The following is a 13,856-nucleotide window of genomic DNA, read 5'->3' on the forward strand; positions in this document are numbered from 1 at the left end:
TGGATATTGTCCAATGCTGTATTTTCAAAATTAGAAAGTATTCGCCTAATTTGCACTTGTGAAAAAATATTTTTTGTTATCGGTTCTATTCTGTAGTCTTTTGGGCTGTTCAGAAGAAAAAGTGAAAGTAGATAAGCCCAAGGGCTTGTTGTCTGAAAATGAGATGATACAACTCATGATGGACTTCTATATTTTGGAGGCCAAGGTAAAAGAAGTGCGGGTGGGAAGAGATTCTGCAAAAGTGCTTTATCGTGAGTTAGAACCTCTAGTTTACCAGCAGCATGATATTGATTCGGTTGATTACCGCCAAAGTTTAGAATATTATCTTCACTTTCCAGAGACCATGGAAACCTTCTATTCCGCCATTGTGGACAGCCTGAGCTTGAAAGAACGAGTGGCAAACGATAAGGAAAAGGCGAGTAAGAAAAAAGATAAGTTAAAAGAGGCGAAGGAAAATGAGCCTCAGGATTAAGGAAGCGAAAGGAGAGAAAATCAATGCTATACCCCCGCAGTTTTGAGGAGAAATTAGGTTTTGACCGTATTAGAAGCATCATCAAAGAAAGCTGCCTAAGCCCTTTGGGCATGGCCTATGTGGAGAAGATGCGTTTTTCCAAAAACTATGATCAGTTACAAACCTGGCTCCAGCAGACGGAGGAGTTTAGAAGAATTTTAACCTCAGGGGAAAGTTTTCCCAATGCCAATTATATTGATGCGACCAGCGGATTGGACAAAGCCAGCCTGCAGGGCACTTTCCTGACGCAGGAAGAGTTTTTCGATTTGCTGTTGGCCCTAAAAACCATTGAAGGTATTGTCCGCTTTCTGAAAAGTAATGCAGAGGAATACCCACTGCTGTCAGATATCAGTGGGGCAGTATTCTTCAATCAGCAATTAGTCCATCAGATAGAAGCCAAAATTGACGATAAGGGTCAGTTACGCAATAATGCCAGTGCGGAATTACAACAAATTCGCGCCAAGATACAAGGGCAGCAGGTACAGCTTCGCCGGGTTTTGGACCGAATCCTTCGGGAGGCTAAAGCCAAAGGCTATACCAAAGACGATGTAACGCCCACCATTCGTGATGGCCGGATGGTGATACCGGTGAGTGTTGCCTATAAGCGTTCCATCAAGGGATTCGTTCATGATGAATCCGCCACCGGGCAAACGGTATATCTGGAGCCGGCGGAGGTGTTGGAAGTGAATAATAGCATTCGGGAGCTGGAATATGAAGAGCGAAGAGAAATAGTTCGTATTCTGACCGTGCTGACGGATGCCCTTCGTCCGGAATTAGATTCCCTCAGAAAGGCTTTTCGCTTTTTGGGCTTGGTGGATTTTATTCGTGCCAAGGCCAAATTTGCTGTAAAGCTGGAAGCCCATATGCCGGAATTGCATAACCGTACCTTGGTGGAATGGTATAATTCCCGTCACCCATTATTATGGATGGCCCATCAGGAGCAGGGTAAACCTGTGGTCCCCTTAAATATTCGCCTGAGCCAGCAGCAAAGGATTTTGGTGATTTCCGGACCGAATGCCGGAGGAAAGTCCGTTTGTGTGAAAACAGTGGGGCTGGTACAGTATATGATGCAGTGCGGGCTTTTGGTACCCATGGATGGCCATTCCAAAATGGGGATTTTTCAGAACGTATTCCTGGACATTGGAGATGAGCAGTCGATTGACAATGACTTGTCGACCTATTCTTCTCACCTGACCAATATGCGTCATTTTGTGAATAATGGGAACAAGCGGACGCTGATTCTGATTGATGAATTCGGTACCGGTACTGAGCCTCAGTTTGGGGGCGCAATAGCGGAATCTTTACTGAGCCAGTTTGCAGAAATGGGCATGTATGGGGTGATCAATACACACTATGGCAATTTGAAGCGCTTCGCGGATAAAACCAAAGGCCTGGTGAATGGCGCCATGCGTTTTGATCTGGAAAAACTGGAACCGCTTTATGATTTAGAAATCGGCAAGCCGGGAAGCTCTTTTGCTTTGGAGATTGCCCGTAAAATCGGATTGCCCAAAGAGGTATTGAAAGATGCTCAGGGCCTTGTGGGGGTGGATCAGGTGAAGCTGGACCGAATGCTGGGGCAGCTGGAAAGTGATAAGCGCAAGCTGGAAGAAAAACTGAAGAAGGCGGAAGACCGCGACCGTCGCCTGAAGCTTCGTATGGAAGAATATGAAGATTTGAAAGCCAGGCTGGATGATAAGCGCCGTGACCTGATTGACGACGCCAAACGGGAGGCTAAAGGAATTATGGAGGGCGCCAATCGCCGGGTAGAGGCTGCCATTAAGGAGATTAAGGAAAAGAAAGCCTCCAAAGAGAAAACCAAGGAGGTGCGCGAGCAGCTGGAAAAATACAAGGGCAATATTAAAATTGGCCAGCGAAAAACACCGGCAGCAGAGGTAAAAGAGCCGGAATTCGTGGTTGAAGGCGGCACCATCAAGGTGGGCAATTATGTCCGGGTGAAGGATTCCGGCACTATCGGAGAAGTATTGGGCGTTCGTGGTAAAGACCTGGAACTTTCTTTAGGTGGATTAAAAACCACCGTGAAAATGAACCGAGTGGAGAAAGTATCCCGCCGGGTGCAGAAGAAAGAAGAAAAAGAGCGCAGCAGTCGTGTGAGCATGAAGGGCATTGACATCAATGCCAAAATGTCTAATTACACAGCAAATCTGGATATCCGGGGTCGTCGCGGAGAGGAAATTTTCTTTGATGTCCAGAACTTTGTGGATGAGGGCGCCATGTTGGGTTTTGACGAATTGCGCATAGTGCATGGAAAAGGGGACGGCATTTTGCGGGATGTGGTACGGAATATTCTGGACACTATGAGTCAGGTGAGGGCCTATAAAGATGAACATGTAGAGCGTGGAGGAGCGGGTGTAACCGTCGTCCATATCAAATAAAGAAATCAGGGAGCTTGGCTCCCTTTTTTTATTTCAGTTTTTTCCACTAAAATTTGCCTTCCATCGGGGAGATTGTGCAAATTGAGTATGCTTTTACTGACCGTAATCAATTTTTCGTTTTGAAGTTTTTTTTGAATAAAGTACTGCCCATGGCGGGCATTTTGGCTTTTATCGGCTTGTTCTCTTATTGGTATTTGGGTGGATTTGAGCCGCTGAATGTAGAGGAAAGTGGTGCCCTGGATTATCCCTTGATGGGAAAGTATTATGAGGGCAGCCCCAATGCCGCGGATTTTCGGGAAATATTCGAAAGCCTGCGGGATCAAATAAAATCTGGCCAAATGCAGGGGCCATTGGTGTTGGTGGATTATGGCTCCGAAGACAGTGAACTTATTCAGGTATTTGTCGGCGCGCAGGGGGATTCGTCTGTGGGAGCGGGATGGGAGCGTAATCATATTCGTTCTTCAGGAGGCTATGAAGTGAGCCTGGGGCAACAGGTCATGGTGAAGCCACGTCCGGAAGAAGTAGTCCAAGAAATCCGGAATTTTGCAGATCAAAAAGGCCGTAAACTGGCCAATTATTCCTTAGAATTGTATTTTGAAAATGAAGAAATAAAGGTGCAGGTACCTTTTCAACCTTAAGTTTATGGGGGCAATTTTTAAGCTTATTCGTTTTAATAATCTGTTGATTCTGGCATTTACCCAGATATTGGTGGCCATAGCCCTGGTAGGGATTTCTCCGGCGTCAGTAGATTTACAGCAGTGGCTTCCGCTGTTTTTTATCGTACTTTCCACTGTATTCATCGCGGCTGGTGGCTATGTGATCAATGATTACTATGATGTGAAAATTGATTATATCAACCGGCCGGAGCGGGTAACCATCGGTTCGGATATCAGCCGGCGAAAAGCCATGTTTTTCCATTTTATCATCACCGGGCTGGGCATTTTAATTGCGCTGATCCTTTCCTGGAAAACCGGCCTGATCGCTGCCTTTTCGGCCTTTTGCCTGTGGTACTATTCCAATCAGCTGAAAAGAATGCCGCTGATCGGTAATCTGACCATCGCTATGCTGACCGCCCTTTCATTGATGCAGGTCAGCATCTATTTCGGGCAGTCCTATCTTATTACCGGCATTTATGCCGTATTTGCTTTTGCCTTAACGGTCATCAGAGAGCTGATCAAGGATATGGAAGATGTGGAGGGCGATAAAATGCACGGTTGTAAGACGGTGCCCATCCTTTGGGGCATGCGCAATACCAAGCGTTTGCTGATGGTGTTTATCACCCTTTTTATTCTATTGATGATGGGCTGGATGGTCAGCACCAACAATGTGCACCTCAATATTTATTTTATGGGGTTGAGCCTGCCATTGATATTGGTGGTGATCTATCTGCTGAGGGCAGATACAAAAAAGCATTTTAAAAACCTCAGTCTGTTTTGTAAACTGTTAATGATGGGCGGTGTACTCAGTATGTTGATGGTTTGACGAACTCTTTGCTTCATTCACGCGTTATGAAAACATCAGTGTAGCGCCGAAGAATATTCAAAACGTCATTTTCGTTGAAGGAAGTGGCGTTTTTTTGTTGGCACCTATTTTAACCCGAATTATTCGCCGCTGAATTTATTGGTTGAGTGCGAGTTATGTGTAGTTAGGTTTTTATGAGGGGGTGGTTTTTAATGGCGCCAATTAGGTAAGCGTGCTTTCTTCTCTTTCATCTGTTTCGTTGGAAAAAACTCGAAATAGGCTACTATTTCTTCATTTTTATCGCCTTACAGCTAAATGGGGATTTAAGCATCAATAATCCGGCTTAAATTTTTTTTGGCAGCCCTCCTGACGTCGGTCGGACTTTTGGCAGTCGCTCTTTTTGCGAGCCGCTACGCACTAAGGTTGCGAAAAGGAGCTTTGCGAAGCGGCGCCGGCGCGTCTCGACTATGCTCGCGGGCGATAGCCCGCCGGGGCAAGGATGAAGCGGGTCTGTTTAAACCACAGCGGCCCAAAAGGCCGATGGGGTGAGCCGCGCCAGCCTGATGCTGACGTCTAAGCGGCAGCAGCCCCCCAAAAAAAGTACCCCCTGAACACCGTGCTGTAAGCCGAATTACTCACCGCTGGATTTATTGATGCTACTCAAAGGGTTTACTTTCAGTTTGGGCCAGCTGTTTTGCTTTGGTTTTTAATAGCCCAAATTGGGGTAAGCATACCTACTTCGGCTTTTAAACACGCTCTAGCTACCGCAGGCCATGCAATCCTCCGGATTATCCAGAGAGCAGCTCATGTCAGACTGGTTCTGTGCTTTGATTTCTTCCGCCGTGGGCTGCAACTCTTCTTTTTTCAGGGTGAACTTGATGGCATCTGCCGCCGCTTTGGTTCTGAGATAATACATGCCGGTTTTAAGGCCTTTTCTCCAGGCATAAAAATGCATGGAGGTCAGTTTGCCGAAGTTTACATCCTGCAGGTGAACATTCATGGATTGTGACTGGCAGATATAGGGCCCGCGATCAGCAGCCATCTCCAAAATTGATTTTTGAGAGATTTCCCATACGGTGCGGTAAAGATCCTTGATGTTCTGAGGGATTTCATCTACGGTCTGAATCGAACCATTGGCCGCAATCAGCTTTTGCTTCATCTGTTCATTCCAGAGCCCAAGTGAAATGAGATCTTTGAGTAAATGTTTATTCACCACAATGAACTCGCCCGAAAGGGTTCTGCGGGTGTAGACATTGGAGGTATAGGGTTCGAAGCACTCATTGTTTCCCATGATCTGGGAAGTGGAGGCGGTGGGCATAGGGGCCACCAGCAAAGCGTTTCGAATGCCCTTATTGACCACCTCTGCTTTCAGGCTGTCCCAGTCCCAGCGGTTGGAGGCTGGTGTTACGCCCCAAAGGTCAAACTGGAATTGCCCTTTGGAAGCGGGGGAGCCCTCGAAAGTTTCATAGGCGCCCTGCTCTTCTGCCAGCTCTTTGGAAGCCGTCATGGCAGCAAAATAGATGGTCTCGAAAATGTCGGTGTTCAGCGCCCTGGCTTCTGGCGAATCAAAGGGCATGCGCAATTGAATGAATACATCGGCGAGTCCCTGTACGCCCAGGCCAATCGGGCGGTGCCTTTTGTTGGAATATTCGGCTTCCGGCACCGGATAATAGTTGCGATCAATGACTTTATTCAGATTGCGGGTGATCACTTTGGTGATCTCGAACAGTCGCTGATGGTCAAACACGCCTTTGATGATGAACTTCGGCAGTGCGATGGAGGCCAGATTACATACGGCCACTTCTTTTTCTGACGTATATTCCATAATCTCTGTGCAGAGATTGGAAGAGCGGATGGTGCCCAGGTTTTTTTGGTTGGACTTCTCATTGGCGGCATCTTTATAAAGCATATAAGGGGTGCCGGTTTCTATTTGGGATTCCATGATCTGAAACCAAAGGTCCTGTGCTTTGATGACTTTTTTCGCTTTTCCCTCCCGCTCATATTTTTCATATAATCTTTCGAAGGATTCGCCATAGGCATCATACAGGCCCGGGCATTCATTCGGGCAGAAAAGGCTCCATTCTTCATTGGCCTCTACCCGCTTCATGAACAAATCGGAAATCCAAAGCGCGTAAAAAAGGTCTCTGGCCCGCATTTCCTCTTTTCCGTGGTTCTTCTTTAATTCCAGAAATTCAAAAATGTCGGCATGCCAGGGCTCCAGATAAATGGCGAAGGAGCCTTTCCGCTTGCCACCACCCTGATCTACATAGCGGGCCGTCATGTCAAAATTACGCAGCATGGGCACGATTCCATTGGAATTGCCTCCGGTGCCACGGATGTAACTGCCTTTGGCTCTGATGTTGTGAATGGAAAGTCCGATGCCTCCGGCCGACTGGGAAATGAGTGCGCATTGCTTTAGCGTATCGTAAATGCCCTCTATGCTGTCGTCTTTGGTGGTGAGCAGGAAGCAGGAAGACATATTGGGTTTGGGGGTGCCGGCATTGAAGAGGGTGGGGGTGGCATGGGTGAACCACATCTGCGACATGAGTTCATAGGTCTCCAGGGCGGCTTCAATATCTTCTCCATGAATGCCAATGGCCACCCGCATGATCATATGTTGCGGGCGTTCGACTATGCGGTCGTCCAGACGCATGAGGTAGGAGCGTTCCAAAGTTTTAAAACCAAAATAATCATACTGATAGTCACGGTCATAAATGATGTTGGAGTCCAGGGTGGCGGCATTGGCGCGAACCACCTCGTAAAATTCCTTGCTGACCAGGGGCGCACGTTCCCCGGTGGCCGGATTTACATAGGTGTATAGTCTTTTCATGGTGTTGGAAAAAGACTTGGCGGTTTCTTTATGCAAATTCGATACGGCAATGCGGGCTGCCAATCGCGCGTAATCGGGATGCCGTGTGGTCAGGGAGGCGCATACTTCTGCCGCCAGTTGGTCCAATTCCACGGTGGTGACCCCGTCGTATAAGCCCTCAATGACTTTTTGGGCCACATCGATGGGGCTGATATAGTTTTGGTGGAGGCCATAGCAGAGTTTCTCTATGCGAGCGGTGATTTTGTCGAATCGAACGGACTCTTTGCGGCCATCTCTTTTTAAGACTAGCATATTCGGGAGGTAGGTTTTAGGAGGATTGAAATTGGTAATTAGAAATCTTCGTCCATACTGAATTTTGGAGCATCAGCATTTTCTTCCTGTTGCATGACGCCGGCTTTTTGGTATTCGGCCACGCGTTTTTCGAAGAAATTGGTTTTTCCCTGCAGGGAAATCATTTCCATAAAATCGAAGGGGTTTTCAGACTGATATATCCGCTCGCATCCTAATTCTACTAAAAGCCGGTCGGCGACAAATTCGATGTATTGGTTCATTAGTTTGGCATTCATCCCAATCAGGCTTACCGGAAGGGCATCCGTCACGAACTCCTGCTCAATGTTTACGGCATCACTAATGATTTCTCTGATTTTTGCTTTGGGCAATTGATTCACCACATGTTTTTGATGAAGGTGGCAGGCAAAATCACAGTGCAGGCCTTCATCTCTGCTGATTAATTCATTGGAGAAGCTCAGGCCGGGCATTAAGCCTCTTTTCTTTAACCAAAAAATAGAACAGAATGAACCGGAAAAAAAGATGCCTTCTACCGCAGCAAAGGCAATCAGACGTTCCTGAAAGCTGCCGTTGTCAATCCAGCGCAAGGCCCAGTCGGCCTTTTTTTTCACGCAGTCAATGGTCTCCATGGCATTGAAAAGTTTATCTCTTTCCGCCGGATCCTTGATGTAGGAGTCAATCAGCAGGGAATAGGTTTCTGAGTGGATGTTTTCCATCATAACCTGAAAACCGTAAAAAAACTTGGCTTCCGTATACTGTACTTCACTCAGAAAATGTTCGGCCAGGTTTTCATTCACAATCCCATCCGAAGCGGCAAAAAAGGCCAGCACATGGGAAATGAAATGTTTTTCTCCTTCATTTAAATTTTCCCAATCTTTTAAGTCCTGACTCAGGTCAATCTCTTCCGCCGTCCAAAAGGAGGCTTCTGCCTTTTTATAAAATTCCCAGAGGTCATGATGCTGAATAGGGAAAAGGACGAATCTGTTGGTATTTTCCTGAAGAATAGGTTCTTGTGATAAGGGGCTTTCTTGGTTCATGTTGTAGGTTTCAGTTTTGATTTGTTGATGAGCAACCGGATAACTCCTCGCGCAACTCGTGAGAGGTGACGGCCAGCTAATCTATAAATTCAATAAAAACTCCTGAATTTGCAAGTGGGGCAAATGGGTGAAAGTCTGCTGTTTAGCGTTTGGTAAAGTATTTGTTGTGTGAGCTGGGTGGTTGTTTTTCAGTGAGTTATAGTTGGGGCTGGGGGATGTTTTTCGCTCTTTGAACTTTATTTTCAGAAGGCGGAAAATCTAATAATCAGGCAGACTTTGTAAGTTGCAGAAAAACACCTATATTTGCATTCCGTTTGAGTAAACGGTACTTAATTATTAATCGAATAATTATTTAATTAACAAATGTACGCGATTGTAGAAATAGCCGGAAAGCAGTTCAAAGTAACGCAAGATCAGTACATCTACGCTCCTTTAATGAAGGACGCAGAGGCTGGCGCTTCCGTAGAGTTCGACAAAGTATTGTTGGTTGATGCCGACGGTCAGGTCGAGATTGGTGCTCCTGTTGTTGAAGGTGCTAAAGTTTCAGCTGAAGTAGTAGAGCACGTAAAAGGTAACAAAGTGATCGTTTTCAAAAAGAAACGTCGTAAAGGTTACAAGGTGAAAAATGGTCACCGTCAAGGTTTTACTAAAGTTGTAATTAAAGGTATCTCTAAATAATTTGAACCATGGCACATAAGAAAGGTGTAGGTAGTTCCAAGAACGGTCGCGAGTCGGAAAGTAAACGATTGGGCGTTAAAATTTTTGGTGGTCAGGCAGCTATCGCTGGTAACATCATCGTTCGCCAGCGTGGTACAAAGCATCACCCAGGTGAGAACGTAGGTATTGGTAAAGACCATACTTTGTTCGCATTGGTTGATGGTACAGTAGCATTCCGCAAAGGTTACAAGAACCGTTCTTTCGTATCTATCGTTCCTGCCGAAACAGCAGAAGCATAAGATCAGAGACAGAACAGTCGAAAAAATTAGAAAGCTCGCCTTATGGCGGGCTTTTTTGGTTTTGGGCTTATTTTTTTTTGATGGCTTATGATTGAGGGAGGATGGAGTTAAAGGTGGGGGGATTTTTTTGCCACAAATTTCACAAATTTATCGAATGATTTTCTGTTTGATTTGGCTGATGCGCATTGCCGATGAGACTTTCTATTAAATCGATCGGTCTTGCTTGATTATTTATGATGCTTGCTTTGGGAGAGAAGTAGGGAAGGATTTTTTTGCCACGAATGACGCGAATTTTCACGAATGATTTTTAGGCTTGCTTATGAGGGTGATCAGTTGGAAAACATCATAGTAAATCTTTCATCAAAAATAATCATCGTTTGACAACTTTTTGATTTTGAGTGGATTGTAATATTGATTAATTAATGAAAATCATTATGAACGAAACCCAAACCCAACGTTTTCAAGAATTTAAGGATAAGCCACCAATATTGACAGATCACATCGCTTCCCAAACCTTTATGCATCACCTGACCTTTTTTTTATTTGAATTAAAAGAAGATCATAAAAAAAGTCGTCAGCGACTTCGGGCCGTCAGGCGGTATGTGATGAAGTTTCAGGCGCTGTGCTGGCAGACACAGGAGCAGCTGAAAGTGGCCAAGGGGAATTCGGGTGAAGTGAGGGATTTACAGGGTAAAATGGCGGAATGTCATGACTGGTTACAGCACTATATGAACTTGAAAGGGCTGGAAGAAAAAAGTACAGAATTAGAACGAGAGGCCATAAATTCGGTCAAAGCCTATGGTCAGGAATTATGTAATGCTTTTAATGCGGAGGGGCCAGAGGGTACGTCCTTAGTTTGGGAGGGACGGGCGTATATTGTGCCGGTGAAAACGACCATTGTTTAGATATAAGTTTAGTTTTTTAGTTAGAAACCTTCGTGTTAACCTCTTTGGCATGAAGGTTTTTTTGTGGCCTGGAATTTTAACTTTGCCTGCTAATGGGCATCTATTTTGTAGATGATTATATTGTCGGAAAATTTTGAATAAGATAATACAATTCATAGATGAGTTTTGTGAAAAATATGGAATCGCGTTATACTACTAAAATGTATGATGCTTCCAAAAAGGTCAGTCCAGCGCAAATTGCTGATTTAAAGCGAATCCTGCAGTTGAGCCCATCTTCTATCAACAGTCAGCCATGGGGCTTTACTTTTGTAGAAGAAGAGCAGCTTAAAGCGGCATTGGCGCAAGTGTCATTGTTCAACGCACCTAAGGTTGAAAATGCTTCTCATGTAGTGGTGTTTAATGTAATCAGTGATCTGGCTTATTTTGAGGAAAATCATATTGGGGCTTTGCCGGAGCGCCAGCAAGAGTATTATAAAAATTTCCTAAAGCCCATGCCGGAAGCGGAGATCAAGGCCTGGATGAAGCATCAGGTTTATCTGGCTCTTGGGGTATTTTTAAGTGCATGTGCGGAGATGGGAATTGATTCCACCCCTATGGAAGGGATTGATGTCGCGGCTTATGCTGACTTATTGAAGCTGGAAAAGCACGAGACGGTCTTTGCAGTGGCAATTGGTTATCGGGATGTGGAGGATTTTAATCAGTTGGATAAAAATCCAAAACAAAGAAAGGTGTTGGAAGAGGTGATTGCGACTATTTAGAAGGTGTTGAAAGTCCGGAATTCGTAAAGGGAAACAGGAAGAATTGCAGCGGCACGGCTTTTTCATAAAACTACAAATAGGCAAATTATAGAAATGATCTAGTTCCCAATGGGGGGCTATTTGATTTGAGCGCTTGTTTATGAGTTAGCTTACTACCTTTTACAGTATTGACATTATGGTATAAAATCTTCCACATCAACCCTCCGGCCTAGATCAATGGGCGGATAGACAAAGGTTCTGCTGGCGACCAGAAGGCATCATAGCGACATTTTAGCAATATTTCACCAATCTCCTACCCTCTCCAAATGTCGCCTTGATGGATTCCGTCAGCAGGTTCGTTGTCCCGCCGACATTGATCTCAGCCTTGATTTTTTGTTTCGTTTTTTATCAAGAAAAAATGAAAAAGAAACGATTGATGATTAAATATAAGCTGTTGAATGGCCGATCTAGCTTTTTATGAAAAGCCCTGATTACAGAAGCGAACACCTTTTATTTTGAAGTTATACCAGTACTATTTTGGGGAAATATTCCAACATTGTTTTCAATCATTCGAATTTGTGTTTGGATGGGCTTGATTTTGCCTCATTTGTCATCTTCGTTAGATAAAAATTGAAATAGGGGAAGTCCTCAATTTTTCTCGCCTTGCAGCTAAACGAAGATTCAAGAATGAATAATCCGGCTTAAGCATAAATAATCCTGATAATTAATTCTGGATAAGTGCCCCCATAAAAGAAAAGCCCTTTCGGTATTGAGTCGAAAGGGCTTTTTTATTATTTTCTGAGTGCATTGTACTTCTCCTGCACCTCTAAAGGCGGGTTGAAGTAGCCGTAGGCAATATGAGGAAATTCCTCATGAATGGCTTCCATAACCTCAGCTACGCCCATACCATCGCCGGTATCCTCAATGCCCATTTTCTCCAAATACCAGTTCAGATCAATATTGAAGTTACGCCACTGAATCATGCTCAGGTCAGTGTATTCAATCACCTGTCGGAGGGTTTCGTATTCCTCGATATTATCCGTGAATCCCGGTAGGGTGAAATAGTTGATGGATGCCCACTTTCCATGCAGACGCGCAATCTTGATGGACTCAATTACATCCTCGTACTCGTAATTATTGGGCAGGTAGTAATTGGTGTACAGGTCTTTTCGCACTGAGTTCATACTTACCCGAATGCTGTCCAATCCCGCTTTGAAAAGCTCATCAACTGCCTCTGGTTTGGAGCCATTGGTGTTGAGGTTAATAATGCCCCTTTTGGTCTTTTTTCGGATGGCGATAATGGTATCACGGATCAATTGCCAAACCAATAAGGGTTCTCCCTCACAGCCTTGTCCGAAGCTGACAATCGGGAGTGGAGCGGTTTCCAGATGCGGAACGGCCATTTCCAAAACTTCTTCAATATAAGGGATGAAGTCCAGGCGGTTTTGCATGGCATCAATTTCATGTTCCTCCGGCTGAAAGCTTATACAGCCTAAGCAATTAGAGTTGCAGGCAGGGGATAAAGGGATCGGGGCTTCCCAGCGACCCATAAAGAAATTCCGGGCGGCAGGGCAACTGTAGGTCAAAGAACAGTTATTGCCTAAATGCTGAATCAGGCGATTTTCTGGAAATTTTTCCAGGGTTTCAACAGTTTTTTGCTCTATGGCCTCGCAATCAAATTGCTCAAAATCCTGACGTTTGTCCGGGTCGATTCTCACGGCGGTAGTGTAGAACTTGCCATCCAGCCAGCCTACAGCAGTATAAGCATACAGTGGAAGGGTTTCTGCTCCTTCTGTTTCTTCATAAGCCGGCATGAAGGTCTGCGTATAAGCCGGCGAAACAAAGGCTGCTACCGCATATACATCTTCCAGTAATTCAATTTCGCCAGTATGGACATTTCGTCCGTAAGGGTTACGACAGGGCATGGTGAAAAATTCACTTCCTTCCGGTAACTCAATAAAATCCTCGGGTTCCAAACCTACCAGGCGGGTGCCTGAGCGGCCAATAACCTCATAATTTTCTTCTTCAAACATATTGCCCTCAGCATCGCAGGTAAGCAATAGCGGAAGGCTGTCCGGATGCTGATTGGCAGCCGCTTTGGTTTTATGAATGTTCGATTGTTCCTTCAACACGGTATTCCTTTTGAATGATTGTTGATAATAACCTATTGATAATAAGTGCTTTTCCGAGGTGTTGGCCTGCGGAAATGTCGCGCAATTTAAGGAAAAATTGTCAATAGATCATCAAAATACCGTTCTCATCCCTTCTTACTTAGGCATTAATAGCTGTAGACCATCTTGATGTGAGGGATTCGGTCTTCCAGATAAATGTCTCCTTCCGGAATAAATCCAACAGACTGGTAAAAGCTGACAATGGCTTGTTGAGCGGAAATTACGATCTGTTCTGTTTCGGGGAAGGCGCTTTTGGTGGCTTGTAGTGCTTCTGTCATCAATAGTTTGCCAACTTTTTGCGGGCGAAATTCCGGACTGACGATGATTCTGCCCAATTTCTTAATGGCAGGATTTTCGGTGGCAATTAAGCGGGCATATAAGCCTAATTGGTCCTTGTTTTTTCCCAGAAAGTGATGGCAGTTTTGGTCCAATTCTTCTAAATCCGGATAGGGGCAATGCTGTTCTACGATGAAAACATCGATGCGCAGTTTGGCCAGATCAAACAATTCCTCTTTGCTTAGCTCCTGATAATGCTTTAATGCGAAATCCCAACTCATCTTTTTTTTG

Annotated in this window: 12 protein-coding genes; 8 read left to right on the forward strand and 4 right to left on the reverse strand. The window is 44.9% G+C overall.

Annotation, left to right across the window (positions count from 1 at the left end; genetic code table 11):
* Positions 1-58: 58 nt before the first annotated feature.
* The 4 genes from AAA970_RS03825 (at position 59) to AAA970_RS03840 (ending at position 4,386) form a co-directional block, all read left to right on the forward strand.
* Positions 59-472 (forward strand): DUF4296 domain-containing protein, encoded by a 414-nt coding sequence (locus AAA970_RS03825; RefSeq protein WP_157600808.1) that lies wholly within the window; start codon positions 59-61, stop codon positions 470-472.
* A gap of 23 nt (positions 473-495) precedes the next feature.
* The gene (locus AAA970_RS03830; protein WP_338236035.1) at positions 496-2,904 is read left to right on the forward strand and encodes an endonuclease MutS2; all 2,409 of its coding nucleotides are present in this window, start codon (positions 496-498) and stop codon (positions 2,902-2,904) included.
* Positions 2,905-3,023: 119 nt separating this feature from the next.
* Positions 3,024-3,542 carry a hypothetical protein gene (locus AAA970_RS03835; protein ID WP_338236036.1) on the forward strand — a complete coding sequence of 173 codons (519 nt, stop codon included), beginning with the start codon at positions 3,024-3,026 and terminating at the stop codon, positions 3,540-3,542.
* Between the two features lie 4 nt (positions 3,543-3,546).
* A complete protein-coding gene (locus tag AAA970_RS03840) occupies positions 3,547-4,386 on the forward strand; it encodes a geranylgeranylglycerol-phosphate geranylgeranyltransferase (protein ID WP_338236037.1) in 840 nt (279 codons plus the stop codon).
* A gap of 736 nt (positions 4,387-5,122) precedes the next feature.
* Here the strand turns inward: AAA970_RS03840 and AAA970_RS03845 are convergent.
* Both AAA970_RS03845 and AAA970_RS03850 read right to left on the reverse strand, forming a co-directional pair.
* Entirely contained in the window at positions 5,123-7,486 is a 2,364-nt protein-coding gene (locus tag AAA970_RS03845) for a ribonucleoside-diphosphate reductase subunit alpha (RefSeq protein WP_338236038.1), read from the reverse strand.
* 38 nt (positions 7,487-7,524) lie between these two features.
* Entirely contained in the window at positions 7,525-8,520 is a 996-nt protein-coding gene (locus AAA970_RS03850) for a ribonucleotide-diphosphate reductase subunit beta (RefSeq protein WP_338236039.1), read from the reverse strand.
* A gap of 363 nt (positions 8,521-8,883) precedes the next feature.
* Here AAA970_RS03850 and rplU point away from each other — a divergent pair, with 363 nt between their 5' ends.
* From rplU to AAA970_RS03870, 4 genes are all read left to right on the forward strand, one after another.
* Entirely contained in the window at positions 8,884-9,198 is a 315-nt protein-coding gene (gene rplU / locus AAA970_RS03855; RefSeq protein WP_053404082.1) for a 50S ribosomal protein L21, read from the forward strand.
* Between the two features lie 8 nt (positions 9,199-9,206).
* The gene (gene rpmA, locus AAA970_RS03860; RefSeq protein WP_053404083.1) at positions 9,207-9,476 is read left to right on the forward strand and encodes a 50S ribosomal protein L27; all 270 of its coding nucleotides are present in this window, start codon (positions 9,207-9,209) and stop codon (positions 9,474-9,476) included.
* Positions 9,477-9,898: 422 nt separating this feature from the next.
* Entirely contained in the window at positions 9,899-10,381 is a 483-nt protein-coding gene (locus AAA970_RS03865) for a hypothetical protein (RefSeq protein WP_338236040.1), read from the forward strand.
* A gap of 158 nt (positions 10,382-10,539) precedes the next feature.
* Entirely contained in the window at positions 10,540-11,139 is a 600-nt protein-coding gene (locus AAA970_RS03870; RefSeq protein WP_053404086.1) for a nitroreductase family protein, read from the forward strand.
* 770 nt (positions 11,140-11,909) lie between these two features.
* On the opposite strand, the gene AAA970_RS03875 is transcribed toward AAA970_RS03870, so the two are convergent.
* Positions 11,910-13,250, reverse strand: coding sequence for a radical SAM family protein (locus tag AAA970_RS03875; protein ID WP_338236041.1), 1,341 nt, complete (start codon positions 13,248-13,250; stop codon positions 11,910-11,912).
* 146 nt (positions 13,251-13,396) lie between these two features.
* Positions 13,397-13,846, reverse strand: coding sequence for a GNAT family N-acetyltransferase (locus AAA970_RS03880; RefSeq protein ID WP_338236042.1), 450 nt, complete (start codon positions 13,844-13,846; stop codon positions 13,397-13,399).
* Positions 13,847-13,856 lie beyond the last annotated feature (10 nt).

The sequence above is a fragment of the Persicobacter diffluens genome (assembly GCF_036244895.1).
Classification (GTDB): Bacteria; Bacteroidota; Bacteroidia; order Cytophagales; family Cyclobacteriaceae; genus Persicobacter; species Persicobacter diffluens.